Consider the following 19,471-nt stretch of genomic DNA (forward strand, 5'->3'; position numbering starts at 1 on the left):
CGGGATCGGGTAGCATGGTCCGAAGTGGCGTCCGAGGCGCGGCAGCGCCGCCCCGGCGCTGCCGAACTGCCTCAACAAGGGAGAAGCCCAATGAAGACCACCTTGCGCATTGCCCTGGCCGTGGCCGCCACGACGGCCATACTGGGCTCGGGAGCCGCCAGCGCGGCGGACAAGCTGCTCAACATGCCGATCGAGGACGCGCTGAAGTCGCCGGTGGCGGCGTCGCGGATCGATCCGAATATCCGGCTGTCGTGGGGCTTCAACCGGATCGACGGCGCCCAGGACCCGGTGTCGTTCAAGTCGATCAAGCGGGTGCGCCGCCCCACGAGCCAGGTTCAGGGCACACCGGTGCCGACCGAGGCCGAGCAGTGCCAGGCCATGTTCGTCGAGGCGCTCCAGGAGTTGCAGCAGAAGGCCAGCGCCACCGGCGCCAACGCCGTGATGGAGATCCGCAGCAACTGGAAGGACGACGAGACATCGAGCGACAAGACCTACGTCTGCGCCCGGGGCGCCGCCTATATCGGCGTGGCGCTCAAGGGTACGCTGGCCAAGGTGGGCGGCTGACCGCTTCGCGCTCCGGATTGCCCATGAAAAAACCGGCTCCGCGGAGCCGGTTTTTTCTTGTTGCGGTGAACCAGGGCCGTCAGGCTGCCAGGCCGGTGGCCTCGTCGGCGCCGATCCGCACGTTCATGCACTGCACCGCCGCGCCGGCCGCACCCTTGCCGAGGTTGTCCAGGCGGGCCACGAGGTTCAGGTTGTTCTCGTTGCCGAACACGAACAGATCCACGCGGTTGGTGTCATTGCTGGCCTGCACGTCGAAGAAGCCGCGGTCGAGATTCTCGTCGGCGTTGAACGGGTGCACGCGCACGAACTGCTCGCCCTCGTAGTGCTTGCGGTAGATGTCGAGGATGGCCTCGGCATCGGCCTTGCGCGACAGCAGCGACGGATAGACCGGCACCGTGACCGACAGACCCTTGAGGAAGTTGCCCACCACCGGGTTGAAGATCGGCGCCTGCGCCAGGCCGGTCTGCACGCGCATTTCCGGCAGGTGCTTGTGGCCGAGGCCCAGCGCGTACGGACGCGGGCTCATCAGCTTCGGGTTACCGCCGGCTTCGAACTCCGCAATCATCGACTTGCCGCCGCCGCTGTAGCCGGTCAGCGAGAACGCCGTGGCCGGGTAGTCGGCCGGCATCAGGCCAGCTTCCACCAGCGGCCGCACGGCCAGCACGAAGGCGCTGGCGTGGCAGCCCGGCACCGCGATGCGGTTGCTGGCGCGGACCTTCTCGCGCTGGCCACGGGTCAGCTCCGGCAGGCCGTAGGCCCAGTTGTCGGCGGTACGGAACGCCGTGCTGGCGTCGATCACGCAGGTATCGGGGTTCGTCACCAGCGACACGGCCTCGCGCGAGGCCACGTCAGGCAGGCACAGGAACGACACGTCCGAGGCGTTCAGGAATCGTGCTCGCTCCTGCGGGTCCTTGCGCTTGTCATCGGCAATGCGCAGCAGCTCGACGTCGCTGCGACCCGAGAGATAGTCAAGCAGCCGGAGACCGGTGGTGCCTTCCTGACCATCAACGAACACTTTGAAAACCATGGCGGACTCACTCCGAAAAATGCAAATGCGAAAGGTCTCAAATCCCTGGGGGGCGAGAACCTGCATTGTAGCGAGGTTGGAGGCGGGTCGCCGGGTTTACGCCAAATTGGGTGCCCCACCGATCAAGAGACTCCTCGATCACAACGGGAAGTCGTAGTCGATCGACAGCGGCGCGTGGTCGCTGAACTTCTCGTCCTTGTAGATGGCGCAGCCGGCTGCCGTGGCGGCCATCTTCGCGGTGGCCAGGTGGTAATCGATGCGCCACCCGACGTTCTTGGCGTAGGCCTGGCCGCGGTTGCTCCACCAGGTGTACTGGTCGGGGCGCGGGTCGAGTTGGCGGAAGACGTCCACGTAGCCGTGGCTGTCGAACAGGGCGCCAATCCAGGCGCGCTCTTCGGGCAGGAAGCCCGAGTTCTTCAGGTTGCCCTTCCAGTTCTTGATGTCGATTTCCTTGTGGGCGATGTTGACGTCGCCGCACAACACAATCTCGCGCCCGGTGGCCTTGAGCGCCAGCAAGTGGGGCAGGAAGGCTTCCATGAATCGGAATTTCGCCAGTTGGCGTTCCTCGCCGCTGGAACCGGACGGCACGTAGACCGAGATCACCGCAAGGTGCGGATACTGCACCTCGACATAGCGGCCCTCGGCATCGAATTCGGCGCAGCCAAAGCCGGTGACCACGCGCTCGGGCTTGTGGCGGGTGTAGAGCCCCACGCCGCTATAACCCTTCTTCTCGGCGTAGTGGAAGAAGCCGTGGTAGCCATGCGGCGCCAGGAACGCCTCGGTCATGTCGGCTTCCTGGGCCTTGAGTTCCTGCACGCAGACCATGTCCGCGTCCTGCTTGCCCATCCACTCGAAGAAGCCCTTCTTGGAGGCCGAGCGGATGCCGTTGAGGTTGGCGCTGATAATCCGTAACATCTCGGGAAATTTTTGAATTCAGAGGGAAATGATGACGCAGCAGACCACGCCGGACGACCTCAGCCAGTCCTTTATCCGCTTTGCACTGGAGGCCGGTGTGCTGTCCTTCGGCGAGTTCGTGACCAAGGCCGGGCGCAAGTCGCCGTACTTCTTCAACGCCGGGCTGTTCAACCAGGGCGCGATGCTGGGCCAGGTGGCGCAATTCTACGCGAAGACCCTGCTGGGCTCGGGCGTGGCGTTCGACGTGCTGTTCGGGCCGGCCTACAAGGGCATCACGCTGGCGTCGGCCACCGCGGTGGCGCTGGCCGGCACCGGCCGTGACGTGGGGTTTGCCTACAACCGCAAGGAAGCCAAGGACCACGGCGAGGGCGGCACGCTGGTGGGCGCGAAACTGCAGGGCAAGGTGGTGATCGTCGACGATGTGATCTCGGCCGGCACCTCGGTGCGCGAATCGGTGCAGATGATCCGCGCGGCCGGCGCCGAACCGGCAGCCGTGCTGATTGCGCTGGACCGCATGGAGAAGAGCGGCACCGCCGACAACATCGGCACCCATTCGGCCGTGCAGGATGTGCAGCGCGAATTTGGCGTACCGGTGATTGCCATTGCCACGCTCAAGGACCTGCTGGCCTACCTGGATGCGTCGCAGGATCCCGCGCTGGGGAACTCCCGCGATGCGGTAGCTGCCTATCGTCAGAAGTACGGCGTCTGACAGCACACATTACGACGGCCCCGCTTGGGGCCGTTTTCATTTCCAGGGAGCACCGGCGTGGCAAAGAAACAGCGGCAGGACGTGGCAGCGGTCAAGCAGCAGGTTGGGAAACAGGTTGCCCCGCCGCAGGATTCGGCGCCGGACGCCGCCACGCCGGCCAGGGCCAGGCGGCCGGCGGCGCAGCGCGATCCATTGCCCGCCACGAACTGCGCCGGCGACGCCCCGCCGCATGAGGGGCCGGCCCATGAGGCCTATGCGATCCGCGCGCTGGTGCTGCAGGGTGGCGGGGCGCTCGGCTCGTACCAGGCAGGCGTCTACCAGGGGCTGGCCGAGGGCGGAATCCATCCGAACTGGGTGGCCGGCATCTCGATCGGCGCGCTCAACGCGGCGGTGATTGCCGGTAATCCGCCCGAGACCCGCGTGGCGCAACTGCGGGCGTTCTGGGAGCACATCTGCGCCCAGCCGTGGCTGCCGGGCCTGCCGCTCGACCTGTTGACCCAGGCTGCACCGATGTGGCCGGAGCCGATGCGCGTCTGGTTCGACGGCCTGAACGCGGCGCGCGCGCTGGTGGAGGGGCAGCGCGGCTTCTTCTCGCCGCGCAACATCGCCGATCTCTGGTCGCGCTTCGACGATCCGGGCAGCGCCAGCTATTACGACACCGGGCCGCTCAAGGCCACGCTGGAGCGCTTTGTCGATTTCGACCGCGTGAACCGCTCGAAGGAGATGCGCGTCTCGGTGGGCGCGGTCAACGTCAAGACCGGCAACTTCGCCTACTTCGACAACACGCGCATGACGCTGCGCGCGGAGCATTTCATGGCATCGGGCGCGCTGCCGCCGGGTTTTCCGGCCGTGGAGATCGATGGCGAGTATTACTGGGATGGCGGGCTGGTTTCCAACACGCCGCTGCAGGAGGTGCTGGTGGCCCAGCCGCGCCGCGACGCGCTGATCTTCCAGGTAGACCTCTGGAGCGCGCGTGGCAAGCTGCCGCACAACCTGCTGGATGTGGCCGAGCGCCAGAAAGACATCCAGTATTCGAGCCGCACCCGCACGATCACCGACTCCATGCGCGAACAGCAGAACTACCGGCGCATGCTCAGCGAGGTCATGGCCCTGGTACCGCCGTCCAGGCGCGACGACCCCTGGTTCCAGCGCGCCGCCGAGCACGCCTGCGACGCGCGCCGCAACGTGATCCAGCTGATCTATCGCGACAAGTCATTCGAAGGCAGCGCCAAGGACTATCAATTTGGCGTTCTGACGATGCACGAGCACTGGTCGAGCGGACTCGACGACATCCGGAACACGCTCAAGCATCCGCACTGGCTGGCCATGCCAACCGCCGAGCGGCCGTTCGTCACGCACGACGTGCATCGCGGCAACGGCGGCAGCTAGCCGCCGCGCCAGCGTCCACTCATTCCACGACGAGCTTCGCCAGTTCGGGCTTGGGCGGCGGGTACTCGGGCTTGAGCCGGGCGAACACCGCGCGCAGGATCTCCGCCACCATCACATTGCGGTGCGTCTTGGAGTCGGCCGGCACGATGTACCACGGGCACTCCGGCGTGGCCGTGGCGGCAATCGCGTCCTCGTAGGCTTGCTGGTACTCGTGCCAGAACTTGCGTTCGGCCAGGTCTTGCGCGTCGAACTTCCAATGCTTCTGCGGATCGCCGATACGTTGCTCCAGGCGCTCCTTCTGCTCGTCCTTCGAGATATGCAGGAAGCACTTCACGATGGTGGTGCCAGTCTCGGCGAGCATCTGCTCGAAGGCGCGGATCTGCCGGTAGCGCCGCGCGCATTCGGCATCGTCGATCCAGCCGTGCACGCGCGTGATCAGCACGTCCTCATAGTGGCTGCGGTTGAAGACGACGATCTCGCCCTTGCGCGGCACCTGGGCATGCACGCGCCACAGGTAGTCGCGCGCCAGTTCCTCGGGGGTGGGAGATTTGAAGCTGACCACGCGCAGGCCCAGCGGATCGAAGCTGCGGAACACCCCTCGCACGGTCCCGTCCTTGCCGCTGGTGTCCATGCCTTGCAGGATCACCAGCAGCTTGCGTGAATGTTCGGCGTAGAAGATGTCCTGCTGGGCATCGAGCCACTCGGAGATTTCGGCCACCCGCGCCTGATCGATGGCCTTGGCGCCGCCGGAAAGCGGCTTGCTCTTTGCGGAAAAGTCCGCCAGCTTGAAGGACTTGCCGGCGGTGATACGAAAATCGTCCAGATTCATGGGGGCACTCTCCTGTGGCGTCGCGTCCAGGTGCCATGGTCTGCCATGCCGCGCACGCCGTCAATGCGTGGTCCTCGCGCCGGCCGCACAAGCCGCTCTGAAAGCCACCGATAAAAAATAAGAAAAAACTGAAAAAAACCCCGACATATCCCATTAATGCCGGACTTTGATTGCACTCAAAGATCTTGGTTTTGGGATACATAACGTATGCAGCGGTGCTAGCCTCTGACAATTCGGTGAACCACGCCGGCACTAGAGCGAGCGATTGCATGCGATACCTGGTTTGCGATGACGACTGGCGGATGGACGACGCGCTGTGGACCCGAGTCAAGTCGTTCCTGCCTGCAAGCCAGAGCACGCGCACCAGCGCGGCCAGGCATCGCCCGCGCATCGACGACCGCATCATCATGGACGCCATCCTCCTTGTCCTGCGGTCCCGCTCCCACTGGAAGGCGCTGGATCATTACGGCCGCCCCGGTTCAGGAAGCACGGTGCATCGCCGGTTCAGGGAGTGGGCGTGTGCCGGCGTCTTCCGCGAAATGCGTCGCGCCGGTGTCCTGGATCTCGACCCGCTTCGCAACCTGGACTGGGAACGCATCGAATGCCGGAAAGGTTATCGGAAACTCCGTGAATCGTATCCGGAGCCATTAACGGCATTAATCGATAGTAATTAATTTAATTCTTTTTTGGAAATAGCCAGCACATTCAGTTCATTTAAAAAAAGGAGTGGTTGAGATGATAGATGTTCAGGTGAAACCTCTTGCGTCCATACCGGAGATCGGTCGAAAGCGTCGAAATTCGGTCTCCGCCCTCCATGATGCTGCCAGCGAACCGAGTAACAGCGCCGTGGCGCTTTGGTACGACACCCGCGCGCTGAGCCGGCACGAGGCGGACCGCCGCGCAGCGCTGATCGCGGCGTTCGCCGCGTCCGGCTTCAACGGCGTCCTCCTGCACCCGGACAACTGGCATGAATTCCTCCGGACCTTCGACGCCGATGTCCTGCGCATCCTCGATGTGGAGGCGCAGTCGGACTGGGACAGTGCCCAGGCCCTCTGTACGGAATTCGTCGCTGCGGGCGGTGGCGCCCCGTGTATCGCCAGCGCGGATGGCGCGGTCCTGGCGCTCGCCAGGGAGGCGGGATGGCGCACCTGCATGCGCAAGCACGTGGACGATGCCGCGACGCTGGGCGAATCGTACGAGGAGGGCGTGGACCACGACGTCGTCATGGTGTCGTTCAAGGATCCAACGAACATCCCGCTCGAACTCGTCATTGCCGAGCTGCACGGCACCGACGTCCAACTGATCAAGGAGGTCGGCACAGACGTCGATGACGCGATCATCGCCCTTGGCGTGCTCGAACTCGGCAGCGATGGCGTGATCGCCGCGTTTGACGATCCCGCGCAGTTCGAGGCGTTCCGGATGCGGCTGCTGTCGGTCGGAACTCCCACGCTGCAGATCCAGGCCGGGACCGTGGTCGGTACGCGACACCTGGGGCTCGGGTACCGCGCCTGCATCGACACGACCCACATGTTCGAGCCGGACGAGGGGCTGCTGGTGGGGTCTACGTCAACCGGCGGCGTCCTGTGCTGTCCGGAAGTCTTTCACCTGCCCTACATGGAGCTTCGCCCGTTCCGGATCAATGCGGCGGCAGTCCACAGCTACGTGTTCCATGCCAACGAGCGGACCAACTACATCAGTGAACTGAAGGCGGGTTCGCAGGTGACGGCGGTGAATGCCGCGGGCCGTTGCCGCCAGGTCTACGTCGGCCGCATCAAGACCGAAATCCGGCCGCTGCTACTGATCGAGGTCCGCTTCGATGGCGGCGAACTCGTCAACATCGTGATGCAGGACGACTGGCACGTGCGGATCTTCTCGGCGGAGGCGAAGCCGCGCCATATCACGGAGCTTTGCCCGGGAGACAGGGTCCTCGGATTCACGTCGCGGCCGGGCCGGCATGTCGGGGTGCAGGTCGACGAACACATCATCGAATGCTGACCAAGAACCTACTCATCACCGGCGTGACCGGGTTCGTCGGCAGCGTCCTGGCGGCGACTTTCCTGTCACGTGGCATTTCTGTCGTGGCGTTGTCTCGTCGCGATCCCGACGGAGAAAGAACTCGCTCGGCCGTGGCTGCGGCGGCGGCGGGATGCGACATCGCGCTCGACGGCGCAATGGCCGGCCGGCTGCGAACGATCGATATCGGCGACGGCGGCCTCGGCCGTGCGCTGGAGGGCCTTGTCATCGATGACATCGATGCCGTCTGGCACTGTGCCGCCGACATGAGTCACTCCGGGCTCCGCCTGACGCAGGCGTTCGAAGCCAACGTCTGCGAGACGACGGCGCTCTACCGCTGGGCAGCCGCCCATGCGCCGCGCTGCCGTCGATTCCACTATGTTTCCACCGCCTACACGGCGGGCATGCAGGGCGGCAAGACCGAGGAGCGGCTCCATGCCGGCCAGCGCCTGTCGAACGCCTACCAGGTCACCAAGTGGTCCGCGGAGCAGTCGCTACGGACGCAGCTCGAATCCTGCGGCCTCCCGGTCACGCTGTTCCGCCCCTCGATTGTGGTCGGCCACAGCCGCACCGGCTGGACGCGTCGCAACGGCTTTGGCTTCTATATGTTCGTGGAGGCGATGGAGGCGGTCCGTGCGGCAGGTCATCGAAGCTTCTCCTACGATCTGCCGGAGGGCGTCTGCATCGACCTCGTGGCCGTCGACCAGGTCGTGGGTGCTGCCGTCGACCTGACCCTGTCAGCATCCGCGCGCCAGGATTTCGAAGTATTCCATTGCATAGGCGGGCGCAGGATGTCCAGCCGGGCCATGCTGGAGGCCATTGCCGACGTCCTGGCCCTCCAGATCTGTTTCGCCGCACCACAGACGCCTGTCGATCGCCGGTTCGCGCGGGCCGTGGCCGCCAACCATCCCTTCGCACTGACGGACTGGGACTTCTGCTGCGCAAAGCTGGATGCGGTGCTCGGCCGCACTGCCCGCCACCCCCCTCTGAGTCCAGACCAGCTCCAGAAGCTGATTCGCTGGTACGTCAACGCGGAAACGGAGATGGCGGGGTGATGACCATGACGTCCACGCCAACGATGCCCCGCGCCGCGCCGACCGATGCGCTGACAACGGCTTTCGCGAAGCTGGCCCGGATCGAGAACACGAACACGAATCAGATCGTGGTCGTCGACGGGCAACTGTGCGCGAGCCGGATGGCCGACGCGGTGCAAGCCGCCGCACGCGCATTCCCGTTGCTCGGGGTGCGCGGCGGCAATCCTGCCGGATCTGGCAGTGCGTCGCACGGCCTGTCTTTGCATCGCTGGAAGGGGCGCTGCAACTTCGGCGACGTGGGCTTCCGCCGGATGCTGATGGCATTGAGCCGGGACAACCGGCTGGACTGGCCGAACCGCCCCGCCTTCCAGATCTATCTGATCCTGGCTTCGGATGGGCTTTCGTCATGCGTCTACCTGACGAGTGCGCATGCGGTGGCCGATGCCCGTAGCGACTGCCTGCTGCTGGCGCGCCTCATGCGGGAATATGCCCGGCTCTCCGCGCCCGAGGGCTGCGCGCCTGATTCGGACCGGAAGCAGGGCATGCCGGTCCACGAATTCGCATCGCTGCAGGACATCCTGCCGTCGTGGTACGGCGGTGTTGCGCGCATGCGCCGGCTGGCGTCAGCCGGGCGGAGCCTGGCGCAGGATCTCGTGCGCGGGGATCAGGGACTGCGCCGCCGGCGCCGCCCCGGTGTCCCGCCCGCGGAACTCGATTTCTTCCACAGTACGCTGGAACCCGAGTTCGCTGACACGATCGCCCGGAACGCGCGTCGTGCGGGCGTCACGATGAACACGCTGTTCCTGGCCGCGCTGGTGCGACTGATGGAGCGCAGCGGGAAGCGCGCCACGACGCGCCTGACGTGTGCCGTGAGCCTGCGATACAGCCTCGATCCCGCATACGGCGAGTCGTTCCGCAACTACCTGCTGCCGGTGGCCGTGCGGACGGCGCGTGGTCTCGGTGATGCCGACCTGCTCGGCCACCTCCAATCCGCGGTGCGCGCTGCGAGGCGCCCTGCGTCGCTGCAGCGGGAACTGGGGCGGCTGGAGTCGCTGGCCGCCTCCATTTCCATGCCATGGCTCGATCCCGTCTCGCGCTTCGTGATTGCCCGCTCGCAGGGTACCAACGCGTGCCTGTCGAACCCGGGCCGGATTGCCGAGGATCTTTCCGGGTTCGGTCCACAGCATCCGACGCGGCAGTACACCGGTTTCGGCTGCCTGCTCGAACCCTACGACTTCATCTTCTATCCGCCGACCGTCAACGGGCGGCTGCAGTGGGATGTCGTTTTTCGCCGGGCGGCATTCACTGACATCGAGCGCGAGTTCGTGGCGCCCTATCGCGACGCGTTGCTGGCGCTGATCCGTGGCATCGCCGGCAATGTGGCGCCGACGTCGGCCGGCGGGGGCGCCACTGGCGCAGGAGGCCAGTCATGATGACGACAATAACCATTCTTTCTGGCGCGGTCGCGCTGTGTGCGCTCCTGCTCTATCTCGTGCATGTTGCGCGCGAGATTGGCATAGTGAGTCGTCTGGCGTGCCTGCGACATGTGTCGCCACCCCACGTGGCAATCCTCAGTCGCGCGGCGCGCAGGACGCCGGACCGCATCCTCGTGGAACTTGACGCGCCACTCGGGTGGCATGCGCCGGCAGTGGGGCAGACGCATGCGCCGTGCGAATGGTCGGCGCGCGCCATTTACGACACGGTTCGCCTGCTCGCTGGCGTATTGAAGGCCCGAGGCGTCGCGCCCAACGACCGCGTGGCGATCTACAAGGCCAATGCCTTCGACATCTTCCTGTTCTCGGCGGCCAGCAACTGGCTCGGTGCCGTGGCGGCGCCGATCAATGCGAACCTCGCTCCCGCCATTGCAGGTCCGTACATCGGCCGGCTCGGCGCCACGGTTCTGGTGACCGACCGGGAGGGGCTGGAGCGCCTGAAGGCGGCCGGGCTGGAGCTGTGCAACGTGCCGGAGCTCATCGTCGTCGATGCGCCGGAGCGCGACGTACACGCTGTGCCGGACGGCCCGCGCATGGCGCCGCTCTCCGCGTTGCTCGGCGATGCGGTGGCCGTGGGCCAGCAGGCGCCCTGCGGCGCGGACGATCTGGCGTTCATTTTCCACACCTCTGGCACGACCGGCGTGCCAAAGGGCGTGATGGTGGCAGCCGGCGGGCTGATCGACGCGCTCCGCTCGGTGCTCAAGTTCAATCTGGTTTCGCCGCGTGACTACGTGTACTTTGCGCTGCCGCTGAACCACCAGGTCTCGCACCTCTACCTGTACGCCATCATGCTGCTCGGTGTGCGGACCTGCCTCGGAAGCAGGCTGGACGCCCGGCACGCGCTCGACACCATCGAGAGCCGGCGGGTGACGACGTTCTTCGGCTTCCCCATCACCTACACGAAGCTGCTGGCCGCCGGTGCGGAGGCCCGCGACCTGTCATCGATCCGGATATGGGGAACGACGGCCGATGCCAGCCACGAGGTACATCAACGCGCGTTCGTGCGGCATGGCAGCTTCTTCCGGCGGCTCGGGATACCGAAAGATGGCGCCGTGTTCCTGGACGGGCTGGGGTCGACGGAGGTGGGCATTGCCGCGTTGTTGCGCATTGTCACACCCTGGACGCGGCAATTCGGCCGGCGGGTCGGCCGCCCCACGCCCGGAGGTCCACGCGTCAAGGTTGTCGACGAGGCCGGCAGCCCGGCGCCGACAGGGCAGCCCGGCCGGCTGATGATCAAGGGTCCCGCGATGTTCCGGGGGTACTGGAACGCCCACGATCTGCTGATGAAGGCGACACACGACGGGTGGTGGGCGACCGGAGACATGGTCATGCGTGTCGCGGGCGGCGAGTACGTCCACCTCGACCGCGAAGTCGACGTCATCCGCGGCGCCACGGGTCACGCCTACACGCTGCTGATCGAGGAGTTCCTGCTCAAGCACCCGGACGTGATGGACGTCAGCGTGTTCGGCGTGACCGGGCCGGACGGCGTGGCGATGCCGGCGGCCGTGGTCGCGCTGCATCCCGGTGTCAGCGGCACGACTGGCGAGCAGCTTCGGACGGCATGGAATGCGGTGCTTGGTCCGACGGACAAGCTCGCATACGTATGGATCGAAGCATGGTCGTCGTTCCCGATCGGTGCGACCGGGAAGACACTCGACGCGTGCTGCGGGAGCGCTTCTCCGCGCCGCCGGAAAGCCACGTGCCGCCGCATCGCGTGGCGACGGAGGAGGCGTGATGGCATCGCGGGCCGCCGCCTACATGGGATATCTCAGCCGAAGCCGATGGCTTCTGGCCCTCCTGGCAGGGGTGGCCGTGCAACCGGCTGCGCACGCGTTAGAGACGGCAATCCCCGGCTTCGACATCCGCGCAGAAACCACGCTGCAGGGATTGGTTGCGGATGACCACTACGGAGCGGCGGCCGGACATGACCGATATTGGAACGCGGAGGTGCGTCTTGATGTGGCCGCCCGGTGCGTCGCCGACTGGTGCGGCGGTGCGCGCGTGATGCTGAAGCCGAGAGTGCGCTACTTCAATTCGGACAGCGAACTTCCCGGCATCCCCGAGCCGAAGGCGTTCTCGTGGACCGAGGCGTACGCGACGGGGCACGTCGCGGACGCGTTCACATGGCTGGCCGGCAAGCGCTACCTGGCCTGGGGGCCTGGCCTGCTTTACTCGCCGACAAACCGGTTGTTTCCCGACAATGGCACGGCAACGCCGAGACGCGAGATCGCGGGAAAGTGGATGGGTATGGCGTCCTACTCGCCGACGCCATCGGCAACCGTCTCCGGCCTGTTCGCGGACCCCTACATACAGGCGGCGCCCGGCGTAACGGGATCGGGCGGCTTCGGACTGCTGCATGCCGAGTACCAGTCCTCGGGCGTCCGGCCCACGAGCGCCGGCGTGGTGGCCGGGGGCGGCGGTGCCTACCGTCCCTATGTGGGCGGCTACATCCAACACCTGCTGGACGACGCCTGGACGATTGGCGCCGAATTCTCGGCATCGAACGGGTATGCACGGTCGTCGGGGAGCGGTCCGGTGCTGCGCGAGAACGACCGGCGCTGGATGGCCGACGCGCTGGTCAACCTGCGATACGGCATGCGGTCCGGCGGCGAGCTTGGTGCGGAATACATCTACAACGGCTACCGGCTCGGGCAGCAAGCGATGCAACAGCCCTTGCTGGCTGCGCAGCCTGCGGGAGGCGCCTGGCAGACCCGCAATCTTCCGCTTCATCCGCTGCCCGAGGGGCACTACCTCAATCTGCAGGCGCTGCTGCCCAACCTGTTCGGCGACCGCCGGTTCGGCGTTGTCTTCCGTACGCTGACCGGACTCGCGTCGGGCGGCAACCTGACCTTCCTCGAACTGTCGTTCAGTCCGCGCGACGACATCACGGCCTTCCTGGGAATGACCCGCACGTTCGGCCCCGCCGACTCGCCACTGGTCAGGTCGCTCAGCCACGGCATCTATGCGGCTATCGAAATCTATCTCTAACTGGGGAAATCTGGAAATGGCGATCGTACAAGTGAGGGCGGTGACAAAGGTCTACCCCCTTGGGGACACCACGGTCAATGCGCTCGACGGCGTCGATCTGACGGTCAGGGCAGGGGATTTCCTGGCGCTGACGGGACCGAGCGGAAGCGGCAAGTCGACGCTGCTGAACCTGATCTGCTGCCTCGACCTGCCGACGTCGGGCGACGTGTGCATTGACGGAGTCCGCACGACGGACCTTGGCGAGGCGGCACTGGACCAACTGCGAAGCCGGACGATCGGCATGATCTTCCAGTCGTTCAATCTCATCCCCGTGCTCAATGTGCAGGAAAACGTTGCCCTGCCGCTGCATTTGCACGGGATGGCAGCGAGCGAGCGCCGCGAGCGGGTGGCCGAGGCGATTGCGGCGGTGGGGCTCACGCCCTTCGCATCGAGCCTGCCGGAGCGCCTGTCGGGCGGCCAGCGGCAACGCGTCGCCATTGCCCGGGCGCTGGTCACGGCGCCAAGGCTGATCCTGGCGGATGAACCCACCGCAAGCCTCGACAGCGCCAATGCCTTTGCGCTGATCGAACTGATGCAGTCGCTGAACCGGGACCACGGTGTGACTTTCCTCTTCTCGACCCACGACGACCGGCTGCTGCGCAATGTCCGCGATATCGTGAGGCTGCGGGATGGCCGCATCGAAACGGCCAGGCGGATGCCGGAGACGGAGCTGGCCTGATGCTCAAACTAGCGCTGAACAACCTGCGCCGGGATCGTCGGCGCACCGTGGCCACGATGGTGGCCCTCACCAGCGGACTGGTGGCCGTGCTGCTGTTCCTCGCGTACATGAGTTTCGTCGAGGCATCGATGGCCAGAGTGGTCATCCATGCGCAGGGCAACGGCCACGTCCAGGTCTACCGGACCGGCGGCCAGGCCAATCTGGCAGCGTTCCCGGCCCGATATGCGCTCGATGCGGCCGACCAGGCGCGGATCCGGGAACTGGTCGCCACGGTTCCGGGCGTGCGCCGCGCCGGGGCTGACATGACCGGGGTGGGCATGGTCCAGCTCGACAACCGCAGCACGGTATTCCTGGCCAGTGGCATCGACCCGGAGTTCGAGGCCGCGTTGCGCGGCGAGGACGGCGAGGCCGTCGCGGCGCCAAAGGACCTCGCTTCGATCCGCATCACACCGCATATGGCGGATCGGATCGGAGCATCGGCGGGCGACGTCGTGCAACTGGCGGCAACGTCGTATGCGCAGCGTGCCAATGCGATGGACGCCGAAGTGCGCGATACCTCGTATTCCACTGGCATCGAGGCCATCGAGAGCAAGGGGCTGCGCATGCCGTTGGCCGACATGCAGTCGCTCTACGACACCGAAGCCGTCTCGCGAATGATCGTCCAGGTTGACGACCGGGCCGACACAGATCGGGTCGCGGCTCACCTGACGCAGGCGCTGGAAGCCGCCAAGCCGGGGCGGTTCGACGTGACGACGTGGCGGAGCCCCCACGTGGGGCAGCTCTACAACAGCTTCATGGGGTTCTTCAACATGCTGTTTGCATTCGCAGGGGTTGTGATTGCCTTGGTGGCCGTGGCCACCGTCCAGCACACGGTGGCCATGAACATCGAGGACCGGATGAAGGAAGTGGCGACGCTGCGGGCCATTGGCTACCCGCGCGCCAGGATCGTCGCGATGTTCGTGATCGAGACGGCGGTGACGGCGCTGGCGGTCGCGCTCCTCGCCGTGCTGCTGGCGTGGGCGGTGCGTGCGGGGATAGCGGCCGCTGGTGTCACGACCTCGCTGCCGCGCGTGGCGCAGCGCGTTCCGCTGGTGCTGCAACTGACTGCGGTCGAAACCTTCACCGTGGTCGTGGGGGCCTGCGTACTGATCGTCCTCTCCAGCGCACTGACGACGTGGCGTCGCCTGCGGCGCTCGGTGCGGTTCGGAGGGCAGCGCAGTCATTCGCTGTCACGCGTGCTCGCTGGCGGTGTCGCGGCGCTGGCCGGCTTCGTCTGGTTTCCCGTGCCCCCCGCCGCCGCCGCGGATGCCATGCCCGACGTGGAAACCATGCGGCAATGGCTGAAGCAGGCGGACATGGCGCGCGGCGGATTCGCCAACCTCTCGTGGGACGTGGCCGTTCACTCGGAGGATCCCGCCGGCAACACCGACACCGAGTACGCGGTCCAGGTGCGCGACGGCGATGCGTTGATCCGCACGACGGCGCCGCGCCGGTATCAGGGCGAAAGGATACTGATTGCCTCTCATGCCATGTGGTACACGAAGCCCGGCCTGCGGCGGCCGATCAGCGTGAGCCCGCAGCAGAGGCTGGTCGGGGAGGCGGCCAACGGCGACATCGCGGCCACCCAATACGCGCGCGACTATGTGCCCGAGTACGGCGGGGTAGTGTCCGTGGACGGGCGGGACTGCCACAAGCTCGTGCTGAAGGCGACGCACAAGGCGGTGACGTATGCCGGCATCGTCTACTACCTGGAGACGTCGACCCTGCTTGGCATCAAGGCCGATTTCATGACGGCGGCCGGCGATGTGTTCAAGACCGCCGCGTTCGAGTACGGCAATACCGTCATCCATGCGGGAAAGCGGCATCCGTTCGTTTCCAGCATGACGATCGCGAACGCCGCATTCCCCGACCGGTTCAGCCGCCTGGTCTATCGCGATGTCACGGCGGCCAGCCATCCGGCCACGGCGTTTTCGCGCGATCAGCTCACGTCGATGTAGGCGGCCCCGGAACCAAGGAGAGCAACGATGCGGGAAAAACTGTTGATGTCCCTGTCCGCCCGCAATGTCTGGCGGCACGGACGACGCTCGGCCGGCACATTCGCCATCATGCTGGTATCGGTGCTGGCGCTGGACGTCCTGTTCGGCTACGTGGCGGCAAACCTGCAGTTGACGCAGGATGCCTTCATGCGCTGGGGGGCGCGCGGCCATCTGGTGATCGAAAGGCCGGTTTCGCCACTGGCTGAACGATTCGAGGGTGTGGGGCAGCATCTTATCGAGCCGCCGGCGCAGCGCGCCATCGAGAGCATTCTCGCGGACGAGGGCGCCGTGGCGGCCTATTCGCGCTCGCTGGGGGTGACCGGCATGATCACGAGCGCGGGCGTGACGGGAATCTTCGAGGGTGTGGGTTATGACGCCGACGCCGTGCGCCGGATCAAGGGGCCGGCCTACGAGTATGACGTCGTGGCGGGGCAGCCGCTCTGGATGACGGCCAATGCAGATGCCGTGGTGCTCGGCCAGGGGCTCGCCGGCATGCTCGGCTGCAATGTGCCACAGGAGGGATTCGCACCGCTGCGTGTGGGCGAGTCGCCCGCCGAGCGGCGCTTCTCTTGCCCGCCGGGTCCGGTGCAGTTGTCGACGGTGACCGAGCACACTGGCTATGTCAACGCGACGCAGCTGAAGACGACCGGCGTGATGGACTGGGGCATCAAGGAGGTCAACGACCGGCTGGTGGTGCTTCCGCTGGCGACGGCGCAGCGCCTGCTGGACACCGGGGACGTGTCCGAGTACCGCGTGCTGCTGCACCCCGGAGCCGACATGCCGGCCGCGCAGCGCCGCATCGTCGAGGCATTCCGGGGTTCCGGGATCGATGCCAGCGTGTTCCGCTGGTCGGATCGCGCCACTTTCTACCATGAGGTGCGCGGCGTACTGCTCTCGTTCTTCGGATTCGTGCTGGCGGTGGCCTCGATCGTCTCCTTCACCAGCCTGCTCAATGCCAGCTACATGAACGTCATGCGCCGCAAACGCGAGCTTGCCACGCTGCGCAGCGTGGGCTATTCGCGCGGCTTCGTCTCGGCCATGACGGCGCTGGAGAACGTCTGGCTGGCAGCGGCGGCGGCAGTGGGCGGAACGCTTGGCGCGCTGGCCGTGACGTACGGCGTGCGGCAGGCGGGCTGGATGTGGACGCCGCCCGGGTCCAGCAACGCCGTCCCGGTCACCATCGCATGGGTGCCGACGACCTACGCCGTGGTCTTTGCCGGTCTGGTGCTGCTGGCGATCCTGGCAAGCTGGATTCCCACGCGCCGCATTCTGGCCGCGCCCATCCGGAGCGCGCTCACCGATATCTGAAGTTGTTGCACTCCCCCAAGGACAATGCCATGACTGACAATGCACGCGCGCGACGCTGGTCGCGATTCCTCGATCCCGCGAGCGGCCTCGCGCTGATCGTCCCGATGGACCACGGCCTCACGCTGGGCCCGGTTCGCGGCCTGGAACGCCTGGAGACGATATCCCGCTGGCTCACGCCGGAACTGGTCACAGGCGTTGTCCTGCACAAGGGCCTGGCCGAGCGCTTCGGGCTGGACATCGCCGGATGCGGGATGATGGTCCATCTGAACGGTGCGCTGGCGCTGGATGAGGAGCCAGACCGCAAGGTGCTGCTGACGAGCGTGGAGGCCGCGGTGCGGCTCGGCGCGGACGCGGTATCGGTACAGACCAATTTCTCCGCGCACACCGCGGCGCACAATCTGAGGCTGATCGGCGAGGCCGTGGAGCAGGCGCATCTGTACGGCCTGCCGCTGATGGCGATGGTCTACGACAGGATGGACGGGCGGCCCGAGGACGGCATCGCGCGCATGCGGCATTTCATGCGTGCCGCCGTCGAACTGGGGGCTGACGTGCTCAAGATCTGCGCGCCGGGCGATCCGGAACGGCTTGGCGAGTTGCTGGACGGCATCCAGACGCATACGCCCGTGGTGCTGGCCGGTGGCGCGATGATGCCGGACGAGACGCTGATCGCGCTGGCACATGGCGTCGTTGCGTGCGGCGGGGCCGGGCTGTGCGCGGGCCGGAACGTGTTCCAGCGAGACGATCCACCGGCCATCCTGCGCCGGCTGGCGCAGGTCCTTCGCTCGGGCGGGACGGATGAAGCCGAAGGCGCGGCGATGCATCTGCCGTACGCAGCGCGAACGTCTGCCCGCAGCGCGCAGGCCAGCCGGCAGCAGGCAACGATATGAGCGCAGACCGTCATGCTTCGCTGAACTGCGCCGACTGGATGGTGGACCGCCACGTCAGGGGTGGCCACGGAGATCGCGTGGCGCTCGTCGAGTGCGGCGCCAACGGACGCCGTGAGCTGACCTATGGCCAGTTACTGGCCGGAAGCCTGCGCATGGCCGATCTGTTTGGTGCGGTAGCCCTGCGGCGCGCCGAACCGATGCGGGTGGCGATCGTGGGCGGCAGCACGCTCGAAACCGTATGTGCCTGGCTGGGCGCCATGAGGGCGGGATGCTTGCCATGTGTGATGCACCCCGGCCTGGGCGCGGATGCCCACGCCAGGCTGGTTGCCGATTTCCGGCCCGATGCCATATTCCGGGACCGCACTGGCCCGGCCGGGGCCGGCGTTGAATTGGGCGAGATCTGCCCTGCGGACGCGCTGTCGCCGACCCCGGCGACGCAGACGCCCGCGCTGGCCGTGGCACGGGATGATCCCGCCTTCTGCCTGGCGTCCTCGGGATCGACCGGCAGCGCGAAGCTGTGCGTGCATGCGCACGGTGCCATCCCGGGATTCGATTCCCATGTCACGCGCCCGCTCTGGCAGATGCACGCCGATGATGTCGTGCTAGGTAGCAGTGGTCCCTATTTCTCGTTTGGGTTGCAGGGCATCCATACCGCGCTGTCACTGGGCGCGCGGGCCGTGCTGCTGCCCGAATGGGCGCGCCACGAGGCTTTCCTGGAAACTATCGAGCGCGAGGCCGTCACGGTTTTCCTGGCGGTCCCCACGCTGTACCACCTGCTGATGACGCGCGCGAGCCGCCGGTACACCCTTGGCTCGCTGCGGCTTTGCCTGTCGGCGGGTGAGCGTCTGCCCGACGTGATCCGGACCCGCTGGGCCGCCTTTGCCGGGGCACCGCTGGTTGATTCGATCGGGACGACCGAGAGCTTTCTGCCGTACTTCACCGAACTGCCCGGGCAGGGGCCGGGCCTGCGGGAGACGTCGGCGTTCCGTTACGCCTACGCCATCGCCGATCGTGCGGCAGGGGATACGTCGGCGATGACCGTGTCGCTGGCCGGGCCGCTGATGATGCTCGGATATCTCGAACCGGACGCCGAACTGTGCCGGTTGCGGCAGTCGCCGTGGTTGGCCACTGGCGACTTGTTCACCAGTGCGGCGAACGGGTGGTCGTTTCTCTCCCGGCACAGCGAGCGCGTCAAGATTGCCGGGCACTGGGTCTCTCCGCAGGACCTGGAAAGCTTCCTGCTGACCGACGAGCGGGTGCTCCAGGTGGCGGCCGTTCCCGTGACCACGGAGGAGGGCTTGCAGCGGTTGCGAGCCTTCATTGTGCTGGGCGATGCGCACCGGGACGGGGATGCCGTGGTGGCGGCGCTGATGCGCCGCATGCGGGACGCGTTGCAGCCGCATGCGTTGCGGCCGGATCGCATCGAGATCGTGCCGGGATTGGCCAGTTCTCCCAACGGCAAGCTCCGTCGCGGCGAACTGGCCGCTGCCGTGGCAGGGCGCCAATTGGGCGCGCAGCGGGGCGTGGTCCCGATCTGATCGGCGGCCTGGATCGGGTAAGG

17 protein-coding genes are annotated in these 19,471 nt (G+C 66.5%); 14 read left to right on the plus strand and 3 right to left on the minus strand.

Annotated features, from left to right (window positions below; genetic code table 11):
- The first annotated feature begins 90 nt into the window (after positions 1 to 90).
- Positions 91 to 564 carry a heavy metal-binding domain-containing protein gene (locus EV147_RS15245; protein ID WP_130392052.1) on the plus strand — a complete coding sequence of 158 codons (474 nt, stop codon included), beginning with the start codon at positions 91 to 93 and terminating at the stop codon, positions 562 to 564.
- 79 nt (positions 565 to 643) lie between these two features.
- Here the strand turns inward: EV147_RS15245 and argC are convergent, their stop codons facing one another.
- Together argC and EV147_RS15255 are read right to left on the minus strand one after the other, a co-directional pair.
- Entirely contained in the window at positions 644 to 1,591 is a 948-nt protein-coding gene (argC, locus tag EV147_RS15250; protein WP_130392053.1) for an N-acetyl-gamma-glutamyl-phosphate reductase, read from the minus strand.
- A gap of 138 nt (positions 1,592 to 1,729) precedes the next feature.
- Positions 1,730 to 2,506, minus strand: a complete 777-nt coding sequence (locus tag EV147_RS15255) for an exodeoxyribonuclease III (protein ID WP_130392054.1) — start codon at positions 2,504 to 2,506, stop codon at positions 1,730 to 1,732.
- Positions 2,507 to 2,537: 31 nt separating this feature from the next.
- On the opposite strand from EV147_RS15255, the gene pyrE reads away from it, so the two are divergent.
- Both pyrE and EV147_RS15265 read left to right on the plus strand, forming a co-directional pair.
- Positions 2,538 to 3,215 carry an orotate phosphoribosyltransferase gene (gene pyrE / locus EV147_RS15260; protein WP_130392226.1) on the plus strand — a complete coding sequence of 226 codons (678 nt, stop codon included), beginning with the start codon at positions 2,538 to 2,540 and terminating at the stop codon, positions 3,213 to 3,215.
- 192 nt (positions 3,216 to 3,407) lie between these two features.
- The gene (locus tag EV147_RS15265; RefSeq protein WP_407923246.1) at positions 3,408 to 4,604 is read left to right on the plus strand and encodes a DUF3734 domain-containing protein; all 1,197 of its coding nucleotides are present in this window, start codon (positions 3,408 to 3,410) and stop codon (positions 4,602 to 4,604) included.
- A gap of 19 nt (positions 4,605 to 4,623) precedes the next feature.
- Here the strand turns inward: EV147_RS15265 and EV147_RS15270 are convergent, their stop codons facing one another.
- A complete protein-coding gene (locus tag EV147_RS15270; protein WP_130392056.1) occupies positions 4,624 to 5,433 on the minus strand; it encodes a polyphosphate kinase 2 family protein in 810 nt (269 codons plus the stop codon).
- A 269-nt stretch (positions 5,434 to 5,702) separates the two neighbouring features.
- Here EV147_RS15270 and EV147_RS15275 point away from each other — a divergent pair, with 269 nt between their 5' ends.
- The 11 genes from EV147_RS15275 to EV147_RS15325 all read left to right on the plus strand — a co-directional run bounded on the left by EV147_RS15275 (position 5,703) and on the right by EV147_RS15325 (position 19,448).
- Positions 5,703 to 6,107, plus strand: a complete 405-nt coding sequence (locus EV147_RS15275) for a transposase (protein WP_130392057.1) — start codon at positions 5,703 to 5,705, stop codon at positions 6,105 to 6,107.
- A 61-nt stretch (positions 6,108 to 6,168) separates the two neighbouring features.
- On the plus strand, positions 6,169 to 7,428 hold the full coding sequence (locus EV147_RS15280) for a 3-dehydroquinate synthase II (RefSeq protein WP_130392058.1): 1,260 nt from the start codon (positions 6,169 to 6,171) through the stop codon (positions 7,426 to 7,428).
- Positions 7,422 to 8,501: an SDR family oxidoreductase gene (locus EV147_RS15285; protein WP_130392059.1), complete on the plus strand. Its 1,080-nt coding sequence runs from the start codon at positions 7,422 to 7,424 to the stop codon at positions 8,499 to 8,501. Before EV147_RS15280 ends, EV147_RS15285 begins: the two co-directional genes overlap by 7 nt.
- A 23-nt stretch (positions 8,502 to 8,524) precedes the next feature.
- Entirely contained in the window at positions 8,525 to 9,913 is a 1,389-nt protein-coding gene (locus EV147_RS15290) for a hypothetical protein (RefSeq protein WP_130392060.1), read from the plus strand.
- Positions 9,910 to 11,874, plus strand: a complete 1,965-nt coding sequence (locus EV147_RS15295) for a class I adenylate-forming enzyme family protein (protein ID WP_130392061.1) — start codon at positions 9,910 to 9,912, stop codon at positions 11,872 to 11,874. Before EV147_RS15290 ends, EV147_RS15295 begins: the two co-directional genes overlap by 4 nt.
- Positions 11,786 to 12,961, plus strand: a complete 1,176-nt coding sequence (locus tag EV147_RS15300; RefSeq protein WP_130392062.1) for a hypothetical protein — start codon at positions 11,786 to 11,788, stop codon at positions 12,959 to 12,961. Before EV147_RS15295 ends, EV147_RS15300 begins: the two co-directional genes overlap by 89 nt.
- A 16-nt stretch (positions 12,962 to 12,977) precedes the next feature.
- Positions 12,978 to 13,679, plus strand: coding sequence for an ABC transporter ATP-binding protein (locus EV147_RS15305; RefSeq protein ID WP_130392063.1), 702 nt, complete (start codon positions 12,978 to 12,980; stop codon positions 13,677 to 13,679).
- Positions 13,679 to 15,676, plus strand: coding sequence for an outer membrane lipoprotein-sorting protein (locus EV147_RS15310; RefSeq protein WP_130392064.1), 1,998 nt, complete (start codon positions 13,679 to 13,681; stop codon positions 15,674 to 15,676). Before EV147_RS15305 ends, EV147_RS15310 begins: the two co-directional genes overlap by 1 nt.
- 45 nt (positions 15,677 to 15,721) lie before the next feature.
- Entirely contained in the window at positions 15,722 to 17,023 is a 1,302-nt protein-coding gene (locus tag EV147_RS15315; protein WP_157994694.1) for an ABC transporter permease, read from the plus strand.
- A 2-nt stretch (positions 17,024 to 17,025) separates the two neighbouring features.
- Positions 17,026 to 17,910, plus strand: a complete 885-nt coding sequence (locus EV147_RS15320) for a class I fructose-bisphosphate aldolase (protein ID WP_235844760.1) — start codon at positions 17,026 to 17,028, stop codon at positions 17,908 to 17,910.
- Positions 17,907 to 19,448, plus strand: coding sequence for an AMP-binding protein (locus tag EV147_RS15325; protein ID WP_130392067.1), 1,542 nt, complete (start codon positions 17,907 to 17,909; stop codon positions 19,446 to 19,448). The genes EV147_RS15320 and EV147_RS15325 overlap by 4 nt, the downstream gene beginning before the upstream one ends.
- Positions 19,449 to 19,471: the final 23 nt, after the last annotated feature.

Source organism: Cupriavidus agavae (assembly GCF_004217045.1).
Taxonomy (GTDB): domain Bacteria; phylum Pseudomonadota; class Gammaproteobacteria; order Burkholderiales; family Burkholderiaceae; genus Cupriavidus; species Cupriavidus agavae.